Genomic DNA, 19,842 nt, shown 5'->3' on the forward strand with positions numbered 1-19,842 from the left:
TCTATCACGCCGATGTCTTGACGCCAGCGCATCGCGATCAGACAGCGTGTCGGCCGGGTAAGTTCGTTCTTAGACGATTGTCGACAATGTTCATTTTGTCTTTGACTGGAATGCCTTGATTCGCTAGTTTCTGTACAAGTGATTAGCAAGGTGTCGACAATATGCTGAATATCAGCACGCCCACCCCAGCGGTGTCAGATGACACTGAAACATTGTCCGAGCATGTCTTCCGCCGCATCCAGGCGGCGATCGTCAAGGGTGAAATCGCCCCCGGCAGCAAGATCTCTGAGCCTGAGCTGGCCCGCACCTACGGCATCAGCCGTGGCCCGTTGCGCGAGGCCATCCATCGACTGGAGGGGCAGCGCCTGCTGGTGCGGGTGCCGCATGTCGGCGCGCGGGTGGTGTCGCTCAACCATGCCGAGCTGATCGAACTGTACGAAATTCGCGAATCCCTGGAAGGCATGGCCTGCCGCCTGGCCGCCGAGCGCATGAGCCAAGGCGACATCGATGAGCTGCGCCGGGTGCTCGACACCCATGAGCGCGACGCTGCATTCCAGGCCGGGCTGGGCTATTACCAGCAGGAAGGCGACTACGACTTCCATTACCGAATCATCCAGGGCAGCGGCAACCAGACCCTGGTCAAGATGCTCTGCGGTGAGCTGTATCAACTGGTGCGCATGTACCGCATCCAGTTCTCCGCCACGCCCAATCGCCCACGCCAGGCGTTTGCCGAGCACCACCGCATTCTCGATGCCATCGCCGAGCGTGACGGCGAGCTGGCCGAACTCCTGATGCGCCGCCACATCGGCGCGTCCAAGCGCAACATCGAGCGTCACTACCTGGACGCCAACAACAATAGCCTTCGAGGTGAGAAATGACTGTCAAGAGCACCCCTGGTCAGCGCTTTCGCGACGCCGTTGCCGCCGAACATCCCCTTCAGGTAGTCGGTGCGATCAACGCCAACCATGCGCTGCTGGCCAAGCGCGCCGGCTTCAAAGCCATCTATCTGTCCGGTGGTGGTGTCGCCGCGGGCTCTCTGGGCCTGCCGGACCTGGGCATTACTGGCCTGGATGACGTGCTGACCGACGTGCGCCGCATCACCGACGTCTGCGACCTGCCGCTGCTGGTGGATGTCGACACCGGCTTTGGCGCCTCGGCCTTCAACGTGGCGCGTACCGTGCGTTCGATGAGCAAGTTCGGTGCCGCCGCCATTCACATCGAAGACCAGGTCGGCGCCAAGCGCTGCGGGCACCGGCCGAACAAGGAGATCGTCTCGCAGCAGGAGATGGTCGACCGCATCAAGGCCGCTGTGGATGCCCGCCTTGATGACAGCTTCGTGATCATGGCGCGCACCGATGCCCTGGCGGTGGAGGGCCTGAACGCTGCCCTGGACCGCGCCGCCGCCTGCATCGAGGCCGGTGCCGACATGATTTTCCCGGAAGCCATTACCGAATTGCAGATGTACAAGACCTTCGCCGACCGGGTCAGGGCGCCGATCCTGGCCAACATCACCGAGTTCGGCGCCACGCCGCTGTACACCACCGAAGAGCTCGCGGCGGTCGACGTGTCACTGGTGCTGTACCCGCTGTCGGCCTTCCGCGCCATGAACAAGGCGGCCGAAAATGTCTACACCGCGCTGCGTCGTGACGGTACGCAGAAGAACGTGATCGACACCATGCAGACCCGCATGGAGCTCTACGATGCCATCGGTTATCACGCGTTCGAGCAGAGCCTCGACGCGCTGTTTGCGCAGAAGAAAGGGTAAGTGATGGTACCTGTGCCGGCCTCTTCGCGGGGCAAGCCCGCTCCCACAGGTACAGTGCAGCGTGGGAGCGGGCTTGCCCCGCGAAGAGGCCAGCACAGGCACCCCAGAATTAGCCAGATAGCTTTCCATAACAAATTCAAGAAAGGAGAAACACCATGGCCGAAGCAAAAGTACTCAGTGGCGCTGGCCTGCGTGGCCAGGTGGCCGGCCAGACCGCACTGTCGACCGTTGGCCAGGCCGGTGCCGGCCTGACCTACCGAGGCTATGACGTGCGCGACCTGGCGGCCGACGCCGAATTCGAAGAAGTGGCCTACCTGCTGCTGTATGGCGAGCTGCCGAGCAAAACCGAGCTGGCCGACTACAAGCGCAAGCTCAAGGGCCTGCGCGACCTGCCGCAGGCGCTGAAAGAAGTGCTGGAGCGCATCCCGCGCGACGCCCACCCGATGGATGTGATGCGCACCGGCTGTTCGGTGCTCGGCACCCTGGAGCCGGAGTTGACCTTCGAGGCCCAGCGCGACAAGACCGACCGCCTGCTGGCGCTGTTCCCGGCGGTGATGTGCTACTGGTACCGCTACTCCCACCATGGCGTGCGTATCGACTGCAGCACTGACGAAGACACCCTGGGTGGCCATTTCCTGCACCTGCTGCACGGCAAAAAGCCGAGCGAGCTGCACGTCAAGGTGATGAACGTATCCTTGATCCTGTACGCCGAGCACGAATTCAACGCCTCGACGTTCACCGCCCGGGTGTGCGCCTCGACCCTGTCCGACCTGTATTCCTGCGTCACTGCCGCCATCGGCTCGCTGCGCGGGCCGCTGCACGGTGGTGCCAACGAGGCGGCCATGGAGCTGATCGAGCGCTTCCAGAGTCCGCAGGAAGCCACTGCCGAGCTGCTGCGCATGCTCGAACGCAAGGACAAGATCATGGGCTTTGGCCATGCCATCTACAAAGAGTCCGACCCGCGCAACGAGGTGATCAAAGGCTGGGCCAAGCAACTGGCGGACGAAGTGGGTGACAAGGTGCTGTACCCGGTTTCCGAAGCCATCGACAAGACCATGTGGGAGCAAAAGCGCCTGTTCCCCAATGCCGATTTCTACCATGCCTCGGCGTACCACTTCATGGGCATCCCGACCAAGCTGTTCACCCCGATCTTCGTCTGCTCGCGCCTGACCGGCTGGGCCGCCCATGTGTTCGAACAGCGCGCCAACAACCGCATCATCCGCCCAAGCGCCGAGTATGTCGGCGTCGAACAGCGCCAGTTCGTGCCGATTGCACAGCGCTGAAACAATTAAAGAGAGGCCGCCTGTTTCCCTGTGGGAGCGGGCTTGTCCCGCGAATGCGTCGGGCCAGGCAGCCGATGTGAAGCTGCTGACGCATTCGCGGGGCAAGCCCGCTCCCACAAGGACGGCTCACTTCCGATTACCGTGACCGAGCCCATTATGAACACTGCATACCGCAAGAACCTGCCAGGCACCGCCCTGGACTATTTCGATGCCCGCGCCGCGGTCGAGGCCATCAAGCCCGGCGCTTACGACAGCCTGCCGTACACCTCCCGCGTGCTCGCCGAAAACCTGGTGCGCCGCTGCGACCCGGCCACCCTGGACGCCTCGCTCGGCCAGCTGATCGAGCGCAAGCGCGACCTCGACTTCCCCTGGTTCCCGGCCCGCGTGGTGTGCCACGACATTCTCGGTCAGACTGCCCTGGTCGACCTCGCCGGCCTGCGCGACGCCATCGCCGACAAAGGCGGTGACCCGGCCGCAGTCAACCCCGTGGTGCCGGTACAGTTGATCGTCGACCACTCGCTGGCCGTCGAGTGCGGTGGGTTCGACCCCCAGGCGTTCGACAAGAACCGCGCCATCGAAGACCGTCGCAACGAGGACCGCTTCCATTTCATCAACTGGACCAAGAAGGCGTTCAAGAACGTCGACGTGATTCAGCCCGGCAACGGCATCATGCACCAGATCAACCTGGAGAAGATGTCGCCAGTGGTCCACAGCGACCGTGGCGTCGCCTACCCTGACACCTGCGTCGGCACCGACAGCCACACCCCGCATGTCGACGCCCTGGGTGTGATCGCCATCGGCGTCGGCGGCCTGGAGGCCGAGAACGTCATGCTCGGCCGCGCCTCGTGGATGCGCCTGCCGGAGATCGTCGGCGTCGAGTTGGCTGGCAAACTGGCACCGAATATTACTGCCACCGACCTGGTACTGGCCCTGACCGAGTTCCTGCGCAAGCAGAAGGTGGTGGGCGCCTATCTGGAGTTCTACGGGGATGGTGCCCGTGCGCTGACCCTCGGCGATCGCGCGACCATCTCCAACATGGCGCCGGAATACGGCGCGACCGCCGCGATGTTCGCCATCGACCAGCAGACCATCGACTACCTCAAACTGACCGGCCGCGAAGAGCGGCAGGTGCAGCTGGTGGAAACCTACGCCAAGGTCACCGGCCTGTGGGCTGACGCCTTGGGCAAGGCCGAGTATGAGCGCGTGCTGCATTTCGACCTGTCGAGCGTGGTGCGCAACATGGCCGGCCCGTCCAACCCGCATGCCCGCGTGGCCACCACCGACCTGGCAGCCAAGGGCATCGCCGGGGCCTGGGACGAGGTGCCCGGGCAGATGCCGGATGGCGCGGTGATCATCGCTGCCATCACCAGTTGCACCAACACCAGCAACCCGCGCAACGTGATCGCCGCCGGCCTCTTGGCGCGCAACGCCAACCGGCTGGGCCTGGCGCGCAAACCCTGGGTCAAGTCGTCGCTGGCGCCGGGCTCCAAAGCCGTGCAGCTGTACCTGGAAGAAGCCGGGCTGGAGAAGGAACTGGAACGACTGGGCTTCGGCATCGTCGCCTTCGCCTGCACCACCTGCAATGGCATGTCTGGTGCGCTGGACCCAGTGATCCAGCAGGAAATCATCGACCGCGACCTGTACGCCACCGCCGTGCTGTCGGGCAACCGCAACTTCGACGGGCGCATCCACCCGTACGCCAAGCAGGCGTTTCTCGCCTCGCCGCCGCTGGTAGTGGCCTATGCCATCGCCGGCACCATCCGCTTCGACATCGAGAAAGATGTGCTGGGCGTGGTCGATGGCAAGGAAATCCGCCTCAAGGATATCTGGCCCAGCGACGAAGAAATCGACGCGGTGGTGCGCGCAGCGGTCAAGCCGGAGCAGTTCCGCAAGGTCTACATCCCGATGTTCGCCATCGAAGAGGACCGGGGGCCAAAAGTCGCACCGCTGTACGACTGGCGCCCGATGAGCACCTACATTCGTCGGCCGCCATACTGGGAAGGCGCCTTGGCCGGCGAGCGCACCTTGCGCGGCATGCGCCCGCTGGCGGTGCTGCCGGACAACATCACCACCGACCACCTGTCGCCCTCCAACGCCATCATGCTGGACAGTGCGGCAGGCGAGTACCTGGCGAAAATGGGCTTGCCGGAGGAGGACTTCAACTCCTACGCCACCCACCGCGGCGACCACCTGACCGCGCAGCGCGCCACCTTTGCCAACCCCAAGCTGTTCAACGAAATGGTGCGCAAGGACGACGGCAGCGTGAAGCAGGGCTCGCTGGCGCGCATCGAGCCGGAAGGCCAGGTGACGCGCATGTGGGAAGCCATCGAAACCTACATGCAGCGCAAGCAACCGCTGATCATCGTTGCCGGTGCCGACTACGGCCAGGGCTCGTCGCGCGACTGGGCGGCCAAGGGCGTGCGCCTGGCCGGTGTCGAGGCGATCGTGGCCGAAGGCTTCGAGCGCATTCACCGCACCAATCTGGTGGGCATGGGCGTGTTGCCGCTGGAGTTCAAGCCGGGCACCGATCGCAAGACCCTGGGCCTGGATGGCAGCGAGACTTACGACGTGCTGGGCGAGCGCAAGCCGCGTGCGACCCTGACGCTGGTGGTCACCCGGCGCAACGGTGAGCGGGTCGAGGTGCCGGTGACTTGCCGCCTGGATACGGCTGAAGAAGTGTCGATTTACGAGGCGGGCGGGGTGCTGCAGCGCTTTGCCCAAGACTTCCTCGAAGCCACCGCTTGATGGAGCAGACCATGGCACATGCAGCACAAGTCAGAATTCCCGCCACGTATATGCGTGGCGGTACCAGCAAAGGCGTGTTTTTCCGTTTGCAGGATTTGCCGCCGGCGGCTCGGGTGCCTGGCCCGGTCCGCGACGCCTTGCTGCTGCGGGTGATCGGCAGCCCCGACCCCTATGCCAAGCAGATCGACGGCATGGGCGGCGCGACGTCGAGCACCAGCAAGACGGTGATCCTGTCGCCCGGCAGCAAGCCCGATCACGATGTCGACTATCTGTTTGGCCAGGTCGCCATCGACAAGGCCTTCGTCGACTGGAGCGGCAACTGCGGCAACCTGTCCGCTGCCGTCGGCTCGTTCGCCATCAGCAGCGGCCTGGTCGAGCCTTCGCGTATTCCGCGCAACGGCGTGGCCACTGTGCGCATCTGGCAGGCCAATATCGGCAAGACTATCATCGCCCATGTGCCGATCACCGAGGGCGAGGTTCAGGAGACGGGCGACTTCGAGCTCGATGGGGTGACATTCCCCGCCGCTGAAGTGCAGCTCGAGTTTCTCGATCCGGCCGCCGATGAGGATGGCGGGGGCGGGGCGATGTTCCCCACCGGCAATCTGGTGGACGACCTGGAGGTGCCCGGTATCGGCACATTCAAGGCCACGTTGATCAATGCGGGTATCCCGACCATTTTCGTCAATGCCGCCGATATCGGCTACACCGGCAGCGAGCTGCAGGACGCCATCAACGGCGATGCCCAGGCGCTGGCGCGATTCGAGACCATTCGCGCCTACGGCGCCGTGCGCATGGGCCTGATCGAGCATGTCGACCAGGCTGCCGGGCGTCAGCACACGCCGAAGGTGGCCTTCGTTGCGCCGCCGAGCACCTACACTGCGTCCAGTGGCAAGGCGGTCGCGGCGGCCGACATCGACCTGCTGGTGCGTGCATTGTCCATGGGCAAGCTGCACCACGCGATGATGGGTACCGCTGCGGTGGCCATCGGTACCGCTGCCGCCATTCCGGGCACCCTGGTCAACCTCGCCGCAGGCGGGGGTGAGCGCAGTGCCGTGCGTTTCGGCCATCCATCTGGCACCTTGCGGGTTGGGGCTGAGGCCATCCAGACAAATGGCCAATGGACGGTAACCAAGGCAATCATGAGCCGCAGTGCTCGCGTGCTGATGGAAGGCTGGGTGAGGGTGCCTGGCGATAGCTTCTGATGCACCACCGGCGCTGGGCTTTCGTTGACGGGGCCGCGTTGCGGCCCTTCGCGGGGCAAGCCCGCTCCCACAGTCGATAACTGTGAGAGCGGGCTTGCCCCGCGAAGGGCTGCAAAGCAGCCCCATGCACAGGAGCTGACTATGAGCGCCAACGTGGACCTGAACGAGCGCCCCGACTACGACGGGGTGCTGCAAACCCTCGCCGACTATGTCCTCACCTACCGGGTCGAGTCACCGGAGGCTTTTGACACCGCGCGCAATTGCCTGATGGATACCCTAGGCTGTGGCCTCCTGGCCCTGCGCTTCCCTGAATGCACCAAGCACCTCGGCCCACTGGTGGAGGGCACCGTGGTGCCCAATGGTGCCCGCGTACCCGGCACCAGCTACCGCCTCGATCCGGTCAAGGCGGCCTGGGACATCGGCTGCACGGTACGTTGGCTGGATTACAACGACACCTGGCTGGCCGCCGAGTGGGCCCACCCCTCGGATAACCTGGGCGGCATTCTGGCGGTGGCTGATCACCTGTCGCAAAAGCAGGTGGCCAGAGGTGAAGCCCCCTTGCTGATGCGCGAAGTGCTCGAGGCCATGATCATGGCGCACGAGATTCAAGGTGTGCTGGCACTGGAAAACTCCTTCAACCGTGTTGGGCTCGATCACGTGATATTGGTCAAGGTCGCCTCCACGGCGGTCTGTGCCAAGCTGATGGGCGCCAATCGCGAACAACTGCTCTCGGCCTTGTCCCATGCCTTCGTCGATGGCCAGGCGCTGCGAACCTATCGCCATGCGCCGAACGCCGGCTCGCGCAAGTCCTGGGCTGCCGGCGATGCGTCCAGCCGAGGTGTGCGCCTGGCCGATATTGCGCTGCGTGGCGAGATGGGTGTGCCCGGCGTGCTGACCGCGCCGCAGTGGGGCTTTTACGACGTTTCGTTCAGCCATACCAACAAGGACCTGGCGCTCAAACCCTCCGCCCAGCAGGCGCTCAGCCTGGCGCAGCCTTTGGCCAGCTACGTGATGGAGAACGTACTGTTCAAGGTCAGCTTCCCGGCCGAATTTCATGCCCAGACGGCCTGCGAGGCGGCGGTGACCCTGCACCCGCAGGTGCGCAACCGCCTGCATGAAGTCGACCGTATCGTCATCACTACCCAGGAATCGGCAATCCGCATCATCTCCAAGGTAGGCCCCCTGGCCAATGCCGCCGACCGTGATCATTGCCTGCAGTACATGGTGGCGGTGCCGCTGATTTTCGGCCATTTGGTGGCCGAGCATTACGAAGATGCCTTTCATGCGGCCCATCCGAGCATCGATCGCCTGCGCGAGAAGATGGAGGTGGTCGAGGATCCGCGCTTCACGCGCGAATACCTGGAGGCGGACAAGCGCTCGATCGCCAATGGCCTGCAGGTGTTCTTCAAGGATGGCAGCGCCACCGAGCAGGTGGTGGTGGAGTATCCGGTCGGGCACCGACGTCGGCGCGGGGAGGGGATTGCGTTACTTGAGGCGAAGTTCAGGGACAACCTGGCAACGCGGTTTTCGCGCCAGCGCTGCAGGGAAATTTTTGAGCTGTGCCAAGATCAGCAGCGGCTTGAGCGCACGGCGGTGCACCGATTCGTGGACTTGTTCGTGATTTAAGTCATGCCAAAAAAAACGCCCCGAACCAGTCGGGGCGTTTTCAGTGTCGCTGCAGGGCCTTACTTGCCTTCCCAGCGCTTGAGCACCAGGGTGGCGTTGGTGCCGCCAAAGCCGAAGCTGTTGCTCATCACGGTGGTGAGCTTGGCGTCTTCGGTCTTGCGCACGATCGGCAGGTCCGCAACTTCCGGATCCAGCTCGTCGATGTTGGCGGAGCCGGCGATGAAGTCGTTTTCCATCATCAGCAGGCAGTAGATCGCCTCGTGCACGCCAGCGGCGCCCAGCGAGTGGCCCGACAGGCTCTTGGTCGAGCTGATCTTCGGTGCGTTGGCGCCGAACACTTCGCGCACACCTTTCATTTCCGCAACGTCACCGACCGGGGTCGAGGTGCCGTGGGTGTTCAGGTAGTCGATTGGCGTATCGACGGTGGACAGCGCCTGCTGCATGCAGCGGATGGCGCCTTCGCCGCTTGGGGCGACCATGTCGTAGCCGTCGGACGTCGCGCCGTAGCCGACGATTTCGGCGTAGATCTTGGCGCCACGGGCCAGGGCGTGTTCCAGTTCCTCGACCACCACCATGCCGCCGCCGCCGGCGATGACGAAGCCATCACGGTCGGCGTCATAGGCGCGCGAGGCCAGTTCCGGGGTTTCGTTGCGCTTGGTCGACAGGGCGCCCATGGCATCGAACAGGAACGACTGGCTCCAGTGCTCTTCTTCACCGCCACCGGCGAAGACGATGTCCTGCTTGCCCCACTGGATCTGCTCCAGCGCGGTGCCGATGCAGTGCGCGGAGGTGGCGCAGGCCGACGAGATCGAGTAGTTGATGCCCTTGATCTTGAACGGGGTGGCCAGGCACGCCGACACGGTGCTGCCCATGGTACGGGTGACGCGGTACGGGCCGACGCGCTTGACGCCTTTCTCGCGCAGGGTGTCCAGCGCTTCCATCTGGTTCAGGGTCGAGGCGCCGCCGGAGCCAGCCACCAGGCCGGTACGCGGGTTGGAAACCTGCTCTTCGCTCAGGCCGGCGTCCTTGATCGCGTCCTGCATCGCCAGGTAGGCGTAGGCCGCAGCGTGGCCAACGAAGCGGTAGACCTTGCGGTCGATCAGTTCTTCGAGGTTGAGGTCGATGGAGCCGGAAACCTGGCTACGCAGCCCCTGTTCCTTGTATTCCGGGTTGTAACGGATACCCGGACGGCTGTTGCGCAGGTTTTCGGTGACGGTAGCTTTGTCATTGCCCAGGCACGATACGATGCCCAGACCAGTGATAACGACGCGGCGCATGCGAATAACCCTTAGAAATTGTCAGTGGAGGTGAACACGCCGACCCGCAAGGCTTCGGCCGTGTAGATCTCGCGGCCGTCAACGCTGACCGAGCCATCGGCGATGGCCATGTTCAGCTTGCCCTTGAGGACGCGCTTGATGTGAATGTTGTAGGTGACTTTCTTGGCGGTAGGCAATACCTGGCCGAAGAATTTCACTTCGCCCGAACCCAGGGCGCGGCCACGGCCTGGCAGACCTTGCCAGCCGAGGAAGAAGCCCACCAGCTGCCACATGGCGTCGAGGCCCAGGCAGCCCGGCATCACCGGGTCGCCTTCGAAGTGGCAGGCGAAGAACCACAGGTCCGGGGTGATATCCAGCTCGGCGACCAATTCACCTTTGCCGTACTTGCCGCCTTCTTCGCTGATATGGGTGATGCGATCGACCATCAGCATGTTCGGCGCGGGCAGTTGCGCATTACCTGGGCCGAACAGCTCACCGCGACTGCAGCGCAGCAGGTCTTCCCGAGTAAAGGCGTGTTGTTTGGTCATGCGAGCTCCTCAATAACCCCCTGTGGCAGGGGATGAATCTTCCCGGCCAACCCGGCATCTCTCCGGGTGGCAGCCTACAGGTAGACTATTGCGTTGTGGTGAAAGTCACAGCGCACCTGGCGAAAGAAGTACAGGTGTGCACTGAAACGTCTATTTTCAGGTCCGAAGAAGGACCTGTCCAGTCTTTAAGACTGCCGCACTTTAGCATTTATCGCCAGTCGCGGCTGTCCGGCCAGGTAGCCAGCGCTGCAATACCCGCTGCAAGTCGGTGCGGCGGAAGGGTTTGCTCAGGTAATCGTTCATGCCGGCGGCCAGGCAGCGCTCTCGGTCGCCCTGCAGGGCATTGGCGGTCAAGGCGATGATCGGTAGCTGGCCGCCGTTGGGCAGCAGGCGGATGCGCCGCGTGGCTTCATAGCCATCCACCTGTGGCAGGCGGCAGTCCATCAGAATGGCGGCAAAGTAATGATGGCTGACTTGATCCACCGCCTGGATGCCATCATGGGCCACACTGACCTCCAGCCCCAGGCTGCGCAGCATGGCTTCGATGACGCTTTGATTGACCGGGTTGTCCTCGACCAGCAGGATGCGTTCACCTTCCGCCAGGGGGGCTTGGGTCGGCGGGTTGCCGGCTATTTGCGCCGGTACGCTGCTGGCCAGTGCCAGTGGCATCTCCAGAGTGAAGGTCGAGCCCAACCCTTCGCGGCTTTCGCCACGCAACTTGCCGCCCATGCGTTCTGCCAGGGTGCGCGCAATGGACAAGCCCAGGCCGGTACCCCCGTAGCGCCGCGAGATCGAGCTGTCGGCCTGTTGGAAGGCGACGAACATCATTTCCAGGCGCTCGCTGTCGATGCCGATGCCGGTGTCGCGCACGCTGCAGGTAAACCACAGCGTCTGGCGGTCGAGGACCTGCCAGCGGGCCTCGACCTGGACCTGGCCGCGTTCGGTGAACTTCAAGGCATTGCCAATCAGGTTGAGCAGGATCTGGCGAATGCGTGTCGGGTCGCCGACCACGTGCGCCTGCTGGCTGGCGGCTGGCAGTTGCACGTGCAGTTCCAGGCCACGCTGCTGCGCGCTGTGCTGGAACGACTGGACGCTGCTGGCGATCAGCTCGCCGAGGTTGAAGTCGATGTGTTCCAGCTGCAGGGTGGTGCGTTCGATGCGCGAGAAATCAAGAATGTCGTTGATCACCTTGAGCAAGTGCCCGGTGGACTCGCTGGCCACTGCCGTGTACTCGGCCTGTTCGCTGGTCAGCGGGGTGGTTTCCAGTAATTGCAGCATGCCCAGCACGCCATTCATGGGTGTGCGCAGCTCATGGCTCATCATCGCCAGAAATTCCGATTTGGCGCCGTTGGCCTGCTCGGCCTCCTCGCGGGCCTGGATCAACTGGGCCATGGCTTGCTTCTGTTCGGCACTGGCCTGTTCCAGGGCGCTGGCGAGGTTGTTGATATGGCGTGCCAGGTGCCCCAGTTCGCTGTCATCGACCACCGGCAACGGTGCATTGTATTCGCCCTGCTGGATGGCCTTGACCGCGTGGCCCATGTCGCTGATCGGCTTGGCCAGGCTCAGCGCCAGGCGGCGGGCGAGGAGGAAGGTGAACAGCAGGGCGAACAGGGCCAGGATGCCGGCCTTGATCACGATTTCCTGCTGGCGCTGGCTGAAGGCGTCGTCCGACATGCCGACGATCACGCGCCCGAGGTAGTCGTCGCCAATCGATGGTGGCGGGGCCTTGCCCTGCTGCAGAAAGTCGCTGTCCAGACGGATCTGCTGCAGGCGAATGGGCGCCTGGAATACCTCGACGCGCTGTGCACGGTTGGCACTCTCGCCGGGTTGCTCGACATACACCAGAATATGGTTGCGGCTGTCCTGTACCTCCAGGAACCGTACATGGGGGATGCTCAATGTGGCACGCATCAGGCCTTCGAGCACCTCATTGTTGCCCGAGATCACCCCATATTCGGAGGCCGGGGCCAATTGGTTGGCGATCAATTGCCCGGTGTGGTTGAGCTCCTGGCGCAAGTCCTGGATGCGTACGAAGGTGAAAAAGCTGATCAGCAGCAGGGTCAGCAACAGCGCGGGGCCAAGGCTGATGATCTGCGTGCGGGTGTGGATGTCCCAACTCAGGCGTTTTCTCATGGGGTGGGTTCTCCTTCGGCCAAGGCCTTGGCGACGGCGTTCGGATCGATAGCTTCAAGGCCCAGGGCGCGTGCCACCTGCTGGTTGCCGCTGACCCCGAAGCGCGCGGGGTACAGGCTGCGCGGCCAGCTCGCCGGTGGCTGGTCAAGCAGTTGGTCGAGCACCGCCAGCCAGTCGTCCTGGTCGCTGTAGGTGCTGGCCAGGGCGCCGGCGCGAACGAAGCCGGCGTTGGGACCGATCAGTGCCATCTGCCGGCCATAGCTGCTGAGCAGCAGGTTTTTCGCCGTCTTGGAGTTGTACAGGTCGGGATCATCCAGGCCCAGCAGCACATCGCTGTTTCCCAGCACGTGTTGCAGAGGACGGCTGTCGCGCTGGTCCGGCCAGTCCTGGGCAATGACTTCAAGCCCCAGCGGGCGAGCCGCCTGGCGCAGCTCATCGAGCAGGAAGTGGCTGTTTTCGCCATACAGCACACCGATGCGCTGGGCCTGTGGCAGCAGATAGCGGGCCAGACGCAGTTGCCGGGCCAGCGGCGGGTCGCTCCACAGCAGGGTCAGGTAGGCCGGGCGCGACTTTCCCAGGCGTTGCTCGGCCTGTACGCGGCTGATGCGCATGGCCAGCGCTGGCGGCCCATTGGTTTCGCTCAGGCGCCACTCCAGCGCGGCGCCGTCCAGCAGCACCAGGCGTACGCTCGCTTTGAGCTGGCCGGGGCGGGGCAGTTCGCTGACGGCCTGAAACCGTACCTGGTCGTGACCTCGACGGCTTTCCAGGGCCGTGACGAAGCTGCGAATGCCTGGCTGGTCTTCGCCGCTGACCAGCAGGATCTCGCTGGCGGACAGCGATCCCAATGGGCAGAGGCAGAACAGCAGCAGGCGCAGCAGTCGGGCCATCAGAACTCCAGCTCCGCGCTCACGCTCAGGCGATGTCGGCTGTCGTAACGGTTCTGGGCGGCTGTGATGGGCTCGTCGTCCAGGCGCTGCTGCCATAACGCGGCCAGTTCCAGGTTTCTACCCTGGATACGGAAGCGTTTGGCCAGACGCAGGTCGAGGCGTTCGAAACGGTACTGGTTGAGCGCACTGTCGCCATAGTAGAACAGCGCACTGGACCATCCCTCGCCCCATTCGCGCATCCAGCCCGCCGAGCCGCTGTTGCGCGCCGTGTTGGTACTGTCGGCACGGTTGCTGGCCCAGGCATCGACGTAGGCGTAGGTGAAACGCAGGCGGTCACGCCGGGTCGGACGCCAATCCAGCTGCACCTCACTGCCGCTGAACCGAGCCTTGTTCGCGTTACTGGCAATATACTGGTTGTTTTTCAAGGGTTCGCTGATCATTCCGGTGATCTCATCGTAGAACAGCTTCACATCCATGTTCAGGTCGAAGTCGCTGAACTGGCCGTTATAGCCCACTTCGCGCGAGCGCATGCGCTCCTGGTCGAGATCGCCCGGTCCGCGGGTCTTGACGAAATATTCGGCGTTTCGTTGGCCGAATGCAGGAGGGGTCAGGTTCTTGACCGTATAGCTCCAGTTGACGTTGTTCTCGAACATGTCCGGCGAGCGCACCGCTTCGGAATACACGGCGCGCAAACCGTGGCGGGGGGTGATCAGGTAGTTCACCGCCATGCGCGGGGTCAGCGAGCTGCCGGACAGTTGCGAGTCTTCGAACATCGCACCCCCCTGCACGATCCAGTGTTCGTCGGCGCGCCACTCCAGCTGGCCGAACAGGCGCCAGGTCTGGTCGTCGAGGCTGCCGTCGAAGTAGGTCTGCGAGTCGGCGCGATCGTAGCGGTAGTTCATGCCGCTGAGCAGACGCAGGCTGTCGGTCAGGCTCAGGGTGTCCTGGATCTCCAGGTCGTAGCGGGTTTCCCGGGTGCTCTGGTCGACGTCGCCGCAGACCACGCTGCTGCCGCCCTGGGAGTTCCACTGCTGCTTGATCGCATCGACCAGCGCCTGTTCTTTGGGGTTGCTGCTGCTGGGCGGATTGTTGGCCCCGCGCGCGACCTGCTCGGCAAAGTTAGGGTTCATCTGCCACAGCTGGGTCAATTCAGGGCTGAACGACAGCGCCGCGTCACAGGCGCGCCACACCTGCTGGCGGTCGAAGTGCTGGGCCGAGCCCTGCACATAAAGGCTGTGCTCCGGGTTGAAATCGATGTTCCAGCGCACCGAGCCTGCGTAATCCTTGGCATTGACGTCGGCATTGTCGCCACTTGTGGTCACGAAGGGGAATACGGGCTGGTAGGTGTAGGGCCGCTGGTTGCTACCTTCCTTGGCCGCCAGCTGCCATTCCAGGGTCTGGTTCAGCGCCAGGGTGTGGCTGACGCTGAGATTGAAGCGGTTCAGACGACGGCTGTCGCGGTAGTCCTGGCCGTACTGATTCTCATCGAAGCCGTCATCCTTCTGGCCCGACACCGACAGGCGCAGGTCACCCCCCTCCCAGCCGAGGCCGTGGCTGAGGTAGTAGTCATCGATGCCGTCCTGGCCACGGGTCAGCTTCATGCGCGTGCCATGGCTGTCTGCCGGGTTGCGGGTGAGGATGTTGACCACCGCCATCAGCGCGTTGGCGCCATAGCTGACGGTGTTCGGGCCGCGGAACACCTCGATGCGCTCGATATCCTCCAGCGCCACCGGAATGTCGCTCCAGTCCACCGTCGCCAGGCCCGCGCGGTACACCGAGCGGCCGTCGATCAGCACCTGCATGCGCCGCGCCTCGTTGACGTTGGTGCCGTGGTAGTTGACGGTCGGCTGATTGCCAGCGCCGTAACCGATCATCATGCCTGGCACCAGGCGCAGCAGCTCGGGGATATCGCGTGCGCCGCTGGCGCGGATCAGCGCGCTGTCGAGCACGGTCATGCTGCCTGGCACGGCCGCCGGGGATTGTTTCAGCCGGGTGGCGGTCAGAACCTGCGGCAGGTCGGTGTTGTCGATGAACAGGTCGTCGGCCAGGGCCGGGCCACCGAGTAGTGCGGTCAATAGCAGCAGACGAGGGTAGGGGGGCGTGCCAGGGAACACGATACGGCCTTGTATCAGAGTTGAGACAGGCATGTTAACTGACCGCGAAGGTTTTGCCAGTGATCTGCGGCACGGACACTGGTTCTGTCGCAAGCGCGCCGTATAATGGCCCGGTCGCCACTTAACTTATGGCTTTAACGGATTGATTATGACTGAACAGCAACCTGTTGCAGTTCTGGGCGGCGGCAGCTTCGGCACCGCCGTGGCCAACTTGCTGGCGCAGAACGGGGTGCCGGTACGCCAGTGGATGCGCGACCCCGAGCAGGCCGAGGCGATGCGTGTCAATCGCGAGAACCCGCGCTACCTCAAGGGCATCCGCCTGCATGACGGTGTCGAGCCGGTCAATGACTTGCTGGCCACCTTGCAGTCCAGCGACCTGGTGTTTGTCGCATTGCCGTCCAGCGCGCTGCGCAGCGTGCTGGCCCCACATGCCGACCTGCTGAGCGGCAAATGCCTGGTCAGCCTGACCAAGGGCATCGAAGCGCAAAGCTTCAAGCTGATGAGCCAGATTCTCGAAGAGATCGCGCCCGAGGCGCGCATTGGTGTGCTGTCCGGACCCAATCTGGCCCGCGAGATTGCCGAACATGCGCTGACCGCCACCGTGGTCGCCAGCGAAGATGAAGACCTTTGCCAGCGTGTGCAGGCCGTTTTGCACGGCAGCACCTTCCGGGTCTATGCCAGTAGCGACCGCTTCGGCGTCGAGCTGGGTGGGGCGCTGAAGAACGTCTATGCGATCATCGCCGGTATGGCCGTGGCACTGGGCATGGGCGAGAACACCAAGAGCATGCTGATCACCCGCGCGCTGGCCGAAATGACTCGCTTTGCCGTGAGCCAGGGCGCCAACCCGATGACGTTCCTCGGCCTGGCCGGTGTCGGCGACCTGATCGTCACCTGCTCCTCGCCGAAAAGCCGAAATTACCAGGTCGGCCACGCTCTGGGCCAGGGCCTGAGCCTGGAGCAGGCGGTCAACCGCCTGGGCGAGGTGGCCGAAGGGGTCAATACCCTCAAGGTGCTCAAGGCCAAGGCCGAAGAAGTGCAGGTCTACATGCCACTGGTGGCCGGCCTGCATGCCATCTTGTTCGAAGGGCGTACGCTGAACCAGGTGATCGAGCGCCTGATGCGCGCTGAGCCCAAGACTGACGTCGACTTCATTTCCACCAGCGGTTTCAACTGAGCCGCACCGAGCAAGGAGCGATACATGAACGATACCCCCGAGCACGCCCAGCGTGAGTCGATCATCCTGCGGGTGCTGTGGATGCTGGTGTTCCTGGTGGTCTGGCAGCTGGCCGAGCTGCTGCTCGGCGGCCTGGTGCTGGTGCAGCTTGTCTACCGCCTGATCTACGGCGCACCGAGCGCCAGCCTGATGAATTTCGGCGACAGCCTTAGTCAGTACCTGGCACAGATCGGTCGCTTTGGCACGTTCCACACCGACACCAAACCGTGGCCGTTCGCCGACTGGCCGGCACCGCGTGCCCCGGAAGGCGAAGCGCCGCATGCCCTGGCCCCGGCGCCGCACCCGGTACGTGACGAGGAGCCCAAGCTGTGAAGCTGTGGGTGTTGCGCCATGGTGAGGCGGAGCCACGCGCCAATACCGACGCCGAACGACGCCTGACGGCCCATGGACGCGAACAGGTGCTGCACAGTGCGGCGCATCTGCTCGGTCAGCCATTGCAGGCTATCATCGCCAGCCCTTATGTACGCGCTCAGCAAACGGCGGCACTGGTGCATGACACCTTGGGCTTTTCTGAGACGGTGCGCACCGTTCCCTGGCTGACGCCCGAAAGTAATGTGCAGCAGGTAATCGGTGAAATCGAGCGGCTTGGGCTGGAGCATGTGCTGTTGGTGAGCCACCAGCCGCTGGTGGGTTCGTTGGTCGGCATGCTGGAGCATGGGCATGTCCAGCAGCCCGCACCGATGAGCACTGCCAGCCTGGCGGAACTGCAAGGGGGTTGGCCCCTGGCGGGGATGATGAGTCTGCTTTGTTTGCATCATGCGCCTTGAGTGATTGGCAACTGGCATTTTTGTCGGTTGTCGGCCCTTTGGTTCCATTGCTAGCGTTGCACCGTAATGACAAGCGGATGAACCTGGCAGGGAGTGTCGAATGATTGGGCTTATACCGGAGTTGCTACGCTCGCTGGACCTGCAGCCAGCGCTGGATAAAGTGCAGGGTGGTGAGGTGCTGGATTACGCCCAGTACAGCGTATTGCGCGACTCTGTCGACGCCAAGTTTCATTATCTGCTGGGTAACATCCGCCATCTGAACCGGCGGAACACTCCAAGCTATCAGCATGTAGAGGACGAGTTGCGTAACCTGCAGGATGCCTGCCTGCGCGTTTCCCACCTCTTGCAGACCAGTTGCCTGGCGCTGCGTAGACTGGAGCTCGATTATCATGACCAGCGCTTGGCGCGTGAGGCGCTGGAAGGTCAGCAGGCCTACATGCAGGCCTGTTTGCGCCGCTCGCTGGCCAGTTTCGATAAGCAGGCATGACCTGATCGCCCTTGCCCATGACCTATCCGGACGTTGCCGCGCGGACTGTCAGCGCTGACAATGGGCCATCATCCCCCTCCGGACCCGGCGCCATGTCGCAGCAGATCTTCTTCGCCCATGCCAACGGCTTCCCGTCTGCCACCTACGGCAAGCTGTTCGCTGCCCTGGCGCCGGACTACCAGGTGCAGCACCTGCCCCAGCACGCTCACGACCCGCGCTTTCCGGTGAACGAAAATTGGCAGAATCTGGTCGATGAACTTCTTCACCACCTGGCCCAGCAGGATGCGCCAGTGTGGGGCGTCGGCCACTCCCTGGGTGGCGTCCTGCATCTGCATGCCGCCTTGCGTTGCCCCGAGTACTACTTAGGCGTGGTCATGCTCGACTCACCGGTGCTGACCCGTGCCGATCAATGGCTGCTGCGCACCGCCAAGCGTTTCGGCTTCATCGACCGCATCACCCCGGCAGGGCGTACCCTGGGCCGGCGCGAAGCCTTCGCCGACCGCGAGAGTGCGCGCGACTACTTCGCCAGTAAAAGCCTGTTCCGGCATTTTGATCCCGACTGCCTGCAGGCTTATGTAGAACACGGCCTGGAAGACGCCGAGCAGGGCCTGCGCCTGCGCTTCGACCCGGCCACCGAAATCAGTATTTACCGCAGCATCCCGCATGCCAGCCCTGCGCCGGCACGCCAGCTTCAGGTGCCATTGGCCATGGTGCGCGGTGACCGCAGCAATGTGATCCGTCGCCATCACACCCTGGCCGTGCGTGGCATGCCCAGGGGCGAATACCACAGCGTGCCGGGTGGGCACATGTTCCCGCTGGAGCGGCCCACCGACACTGCCAGCCTGATCAAGGGCCTGTTCGACCGCTGGAGCCAGGCATGAGCGCGCACGTCGAGGAGATTCGCCTGAGCCTGGGTCATATCGAGCTGGCTGCCCATTTGTTCGGCCCCGAGGACGGGCTGCCGGTGGTAGCCCTGCACGGCTGGCTGGACAATGCCAACAGCTTCGCCCGCCTGGCGCCGCAATTGAAAGGCCTGCGCATCGTCGCCCTCGACCTGGCTGGGCACGGTTACTCGGACCATCGCCCTGCGGGCGCCAGTTACGCACTGGCCGACTATGCCCACGATGTGCTTCGGGTTGCCGGGCAGCTGGGTTGGCAGCGGTTCGCGTTGTTGGGGCATTCGTTGGGGGCGATCATTTCCGTGCAACTGGCCAGCGCTTTGCCAGATAGAGTCAGCCACCTGGTACTGATCGACGGGGTGATTCCTCCGACCGGCGCCGAGGAAGATGCCGGTGAACGCTTGGGGGTGGCGCTACAGGCGCAGTTGCGCCTGGATGGCAAGCGCAAGACAGTCTACAAAACTCTGGAAGAAGGCGTGCAGGCGCGCATGAAGGGCATGGTCGCGGTCAGCCGTGACGCCGCCGAGCTCCTCGCCCAGCGCGGGCTGATGCCAGTGCCCGGCGGCTACAGTTGGCGCAGCGACAGCCGCCTGACCCTGCCATCACCGGTGCGCCTTTCCCAAGCCCAGGCCATGGCCTACGTGCGCCGGGTGAGTTGCCCGGCCTGCCTGGTGGTGGCGGCCGATGGCATGCTGGCGCGGCACACCGAACTGCTGCAGCAACTAACCTTCCAGCAGACGGTACTGCCTGGCGGCCATCACTTGCACCTGAACGATGAGCAGGGCGCGGCCCTTGTCGCAGACTGTATCAATAGCTTCTTTGCCTTTGCTTGACTTGGACTGGACAAGTGTCGAGGCTTGGCGGGTTGAAAGGGAGACAACCATGCAATTGCCAGA

General features: G+C 63.7%; 17 protein-coding genes. 12 read left to right on the top strand and 5 right to left on the bottom strand.

What is annotated here, in order from left to right; translation table 11 throughout:
• Nucleotides 1-161: 161 nt before the first annotated feature.
• The 6 genes from ACIPZF_RS12975 (at nucleotide 162) to prpD (ending at nucleotide 8,621) form a co-directional block, all read left to right on the top strand.
• Nucleotides 162-878, top strand: coding sequence for a GntR family transcriptional regulator (locus ACIPZF_RS12975; protein WP_400799639.1), 717 nt, complete (start codon nucleotides 162-164; stop codon nucleotides 876-878).
• A complete protein-coding gene (prpB, locus tag ACIPZF_RS12980) occupies nucleotides 875-1,765 on the top strand; it encodes a methylisocitrate lyase (protein ID WP_400799642.1) in 891 nt (296 codons plus the stop codon). The genes ACIPZF_RS12975 and prpB overlap by 4 nt, the downstream gene beginning before the upstream one ends.
• A 155-nt stretch (nucleotides 1,766-1,920) precedes the next feature.
• Nucleotides 1,921-3,048, top strand: a complete 1,128-nt coding sequence (prpC, locus tag ACIPZF_RS12985) for a 2-methylcitrate synthase (RefSeq protein ID WP_400799644.1) — start codon at nucleotides 1,921-1,923, stop codon at nucleotides 3,046-3,048.
• A 156-nt stretch (nucleotides 3,049-3,204) separates the two neighbouring features.
• Complete coding sequence (gene acnD / locus ACIPZF_RS12990; protein ID WP_400799647.1) at nucleotides 3,205-5,793, top strand: Fe/S-dependent 2-methylisocitrate dehydratase AcnD; 2,589 nt, start codon at nucleotides 3,205-3,207, stop codon at nucleotides 5,791-5,793.
• Between the two features lie 11 nt (nucleotides 5,794-5,804).
• On the top strand, nucleotides 5,805-6,995 hold the full coding sequence (prpF, locus tag ACIPZF_RS12995) for a 2-methylaconitate cis-trans isomerase PrpF (protein WP_400799649.1): 1,191 nt from the start codon (nucleotides 5,805-5,807) through the stop codon (nucleotides 6,993-6,995).
• Nucleotides 6,996-7,136: 141 nt separating this feature from the next.
• Nucleotides 7,137-8,621 (top strand): 2-methylcitrate dehydratase, encoded by a 1,485-nt coding sequence (gene prpD, locus ACIPZF_RS13000; RefSeq protein ID WP_400799651.1) that lies wholly within the window; start codon nucleotides 7,137-7,139, stop codon nucleotides 8,619-8,621.
• A 59-nt stretch (nucleotides 8,622-8,680) separates the two neighbouring features.
• Here the strand turns inward: prpD and fabB are convergent, their stop codons facing one another.
• The 5 genes from fabB to ACIPZF_RS13025 all read right to left on the bottom strand — a co-directional run bounded on the left by fabB (nucleotide 8,681) and on the right by ACIPZF_RS13025 (nucleotide 15,592).
• A complete protein-coding gene (gene fabB, locus ACIPZF_RS13005) occupies nucleotides 8,681-9,898 on the bottom strand; it encodes a beta-ketoacyl-ACP synthase I (protein WP_400799653.1) in 1,218 nt (405 codons plus the stop codon).
• Between the two features lie 11 nt (nucleotides 9,899-9,909).
• A complete protein-coding gene (fabA, locus tag ACIPZF_RS13010; protein ID WP_012315334.1) occupies nucleotides 9,910-10,425 on the bottom strand; it encodes a 3-hydroxyacyl-[acyl-carrier-protein] dehydratase FabA in 516 nt (171 codons plus the stop codon).
• A 201-nt stretch (nucleotides 10,426-10,626) separates the two neighbouring features.
• Nucleotides 10,627-12,558, bottom strand: a complete 1,932-nt coding sequence (locus ACIPZF_RS13015; RefSeq protein WP_400799655.1) for an ATP-binding protein — start codon at nucleotides 12,556-12,558, stop codon at nucleotides 10,627-10,629.
• Nucleotides 12,555-13,445, bottom strand: a complete 891-nt coding sequence (locus ACIPZF_RS13020) for an ABC transporter substrate-binding protein (protein ID WP_400799657.1) — start codon at nucleotides 13,443-13,445, stop codon at nucleotides 12,555-12,557. Before ACIPZF_RS13020 ends, ACIPZF_RS13015 begins: the two co-directional genes overlap by 4 nt.
• Nucleotides 13,445-15,592 carry a TonB-dependent receptor plug domain-containing protein gene (locus ACIPZF_RS13025; RefSeq protein WP_400799659.1) on the bottom strand — a complete coding sequence of 716 codons (2,148 nt, stop codon included), beginning with the start codon at nucleotides 15,590-15,592 and terminating at the stop codon, nucleotides 13,445-13,447. Before ACIPZF_RS13025 ends, ACIPZF_RS13020 begins: the two co-directional genes overlap by 1 nt.
• Before the next feature lie 115 nt (nucleotides 15,593-15,707).
• Between ACIPZF_RS13025 and ACIPZF_RS13030 the strand changes: the two genes are divergently transcribed.
• The 6 genes from ACIPZF_RS13030 to ACIPZF_RS13055 all read left to right on the top strand — a co-directional run bounded on the left by ACIPZF_RS13030 (nucleotide 15,708) and on the right by ACIPZF_RS13055 (nucleotide 19,779).
• Complete coding sequence (locus ACIPZF_RS13030) at nucleotides 15,708-16,733, top strand: NAD(P)H-dependent glycerol-3-phosphate dehydrogenase (protein ID WP_400799662.1); 1,026 nt, start codon at nucleotides 15,708-15,710, stop codon at nucleotides 16,731-16,733.
• A gap of 24 nt (nucleotides 16,734-16,757) precedes the next feature.
• Nucleotides 16,758-17,105 (top strand): DUF4389 domain-containing protein, encoded by a 348-nt coding sequence (locus ACIPZF_RS13035; protein WP_400799664.1) that lies wholly within the window; start codon nucleotides 16,758-16,760, stop codon nucleotides 17,103-17,105.
• Nucleotides 17,102-17,560, top strand: a complete 459-nt coding sequence (gene sixA, locus ACIPZF_RS13040) for a phosphohistidine phosphatase SixA (protein ID WP_400799667.1) — start codon at nucleotides 17,102-17,104, stop codon at nucleotides 17,558-17,560. The genes ACIPZF_RS13035 and sixA overlap by 4 nt, the downstream gene beginning before the upstream one ends.
• A 100-nt stretch (nucleotides 17,561-17,660) precedes the next feature.
• Nucleotides 17,661-18,047, top strand: coding sequence for a hypothetical protein (locus ACIPZF_RS13045; RefSeq protein WP_400799669.1), 387 nt, complete (start codon nucleotides 17,661-17,663; stop codon nucleotides 18,045-18,047).
• Nucleotides 18,048-18,139: 92 nt separating this feature from the next.
• Nucleotides 18,140-18,928: an alpha/beta fold hydrolase gene (locus tag ACIPZF_RS13050; protein WP_400799670.1), complete on the top strand. Its 789-nt coding sequence runs from the start codon at nucleotides 18,140-18,142 to the stop codon at nucleotides 18,926-18,928.
• The gene (locus ACIPZF_RS13055; RefSeq protein ID WP_400799672.1) at nucleotides 18,925-19,779 is read left to right on the top strand and encodes an alpha/beta hydrolase; all 855 of its coding nucleotides are present in this window, start codon (nucleotides 18,925-18,927) and stop codon (nucleotides 19,777-19,779) included. Before ACIPZF_RS13050 ends, ACIPZF_RS13055 begins: the two co-directional genes overlap by 4 nt.
• Nucleotides 19,780-19,842: the final 63 nt, after the last annotated feature.

It is taken from the genome of Pseudomonas sp. NPDC089752 (genome assembly GCF_044748725.1).
In the GTDB taxonomy this organism is placed as follows: domain Bacteria; phylum Pseudomonadota; class Gammaproteobacteria; order Pseudomonadales; family Pseudomonadaceae; genus Aquipseudomonas.

Coding starts and splice junctions, on each gene's coding strand:
- ACIPZF_RS13015 (WP_400799655.1), bottom strand. CDS start 12,558: ATGAGAAAACGCCTGAGTTGGGACATCCACACCCGCACGCAGATCATC.
- ACIPZF_RS13045 (WP_400799669.1), top strand. CDS start 17,661: ATGATTGGGCTTATACCGGAGTTGCTACGCTCGCTGGACCTGCAGCCA.
- fabA (WP_012315334.1), bottom strand. CDS start 10,425: ATGACCAAACAACACGCCTTTACTCGGGAAGACCTGCTGCGCTGCAGT.
- ACIPZF_RS12975 (WP_400799639.1), top strand. CDS start 162: ATGCTGAATATCAGCACGCCCACCCCAGCGGTGTCAGATGACACTGAA.
- ACIPZF_RS13050 (WP_400799670.1), top strand. CDS start 18,140: ATGTCGCAGCAGATCTTCTTCGCCCATGCCAACGGCTTCCCGTCTGCC.
- ACIPZF_RS13025 (WP_400799659.1), bottom strand. CDS start 15,592: ATGCCTGTCTCAACTCTGATACAAGGCCGTATCGTGTTCCCTGGCACG.
- ACIPZF_RS13030 (WP_400799662.1), top strand. CDS start 15,708: ATGACTGAACAGCAACCTGTTGCAGTTCTGGGCGGCGGCAGCTTCGGC.
- acnD (WP_400799647.1), top strand. CDS start 3,205: ATGAACACTGCATACCGCAAGAACCTGCCAGGCACCGCCCTGGACTAT.
- ACIPZF_RS13055 (WP_400799672.1), top strand. CDS start 18,925: ATGAGCGCGCACGTCGAGGAGATTCGCCTGAGCCTGGGTCATATCGAG.
- prpF (WP_400799649.1), top strand. CDS start 5,805: ATGGCACATGCAGCACAAGTCAGAATTCCCGCCACGTATATGCGTGGC.
- prpB (WP_400799642.1), top strand. CDS start 875: ATGACTGTCAAGAGCACCCCTGGTCAGCGCTTTCGCGACGCCGTTGCC.
- ACIPZF_RS13035 (WP_400799664.1), top strand. CDS start 16,758: ATGAACGATACCCCCGAGCACGCCCAGCGTGAGTCGATCATCCTGCGG.
- prpC (WP_400799644.1), top strand. CDS start 1,921: ATGGCCGAAGCAAAAGTACTCAGTGGCGCTGGCCTGCGTGGCCAGGTG.
- prpD (WP_400799651.1), top strand. CDS start 7,137: ATGAGCGCCAACGTGGACCTGAACGAGCGCCCCGACTACGACGGGGTG.
- fabB (WP_400799653.1), bottom strand. CDS start 9,898: ATGCGCCGCGTCGTTATCACTGGTCTGGGCATCGTATCGTGCCTGGGC.
- ACIPZF_RS13020 (WP_400799657.1), bottom strand. CDS start 13,445: ATGGCCCGACTGCTGCGCCTGCTGCTGTTCTGCCTCTGCCCATTGGGA.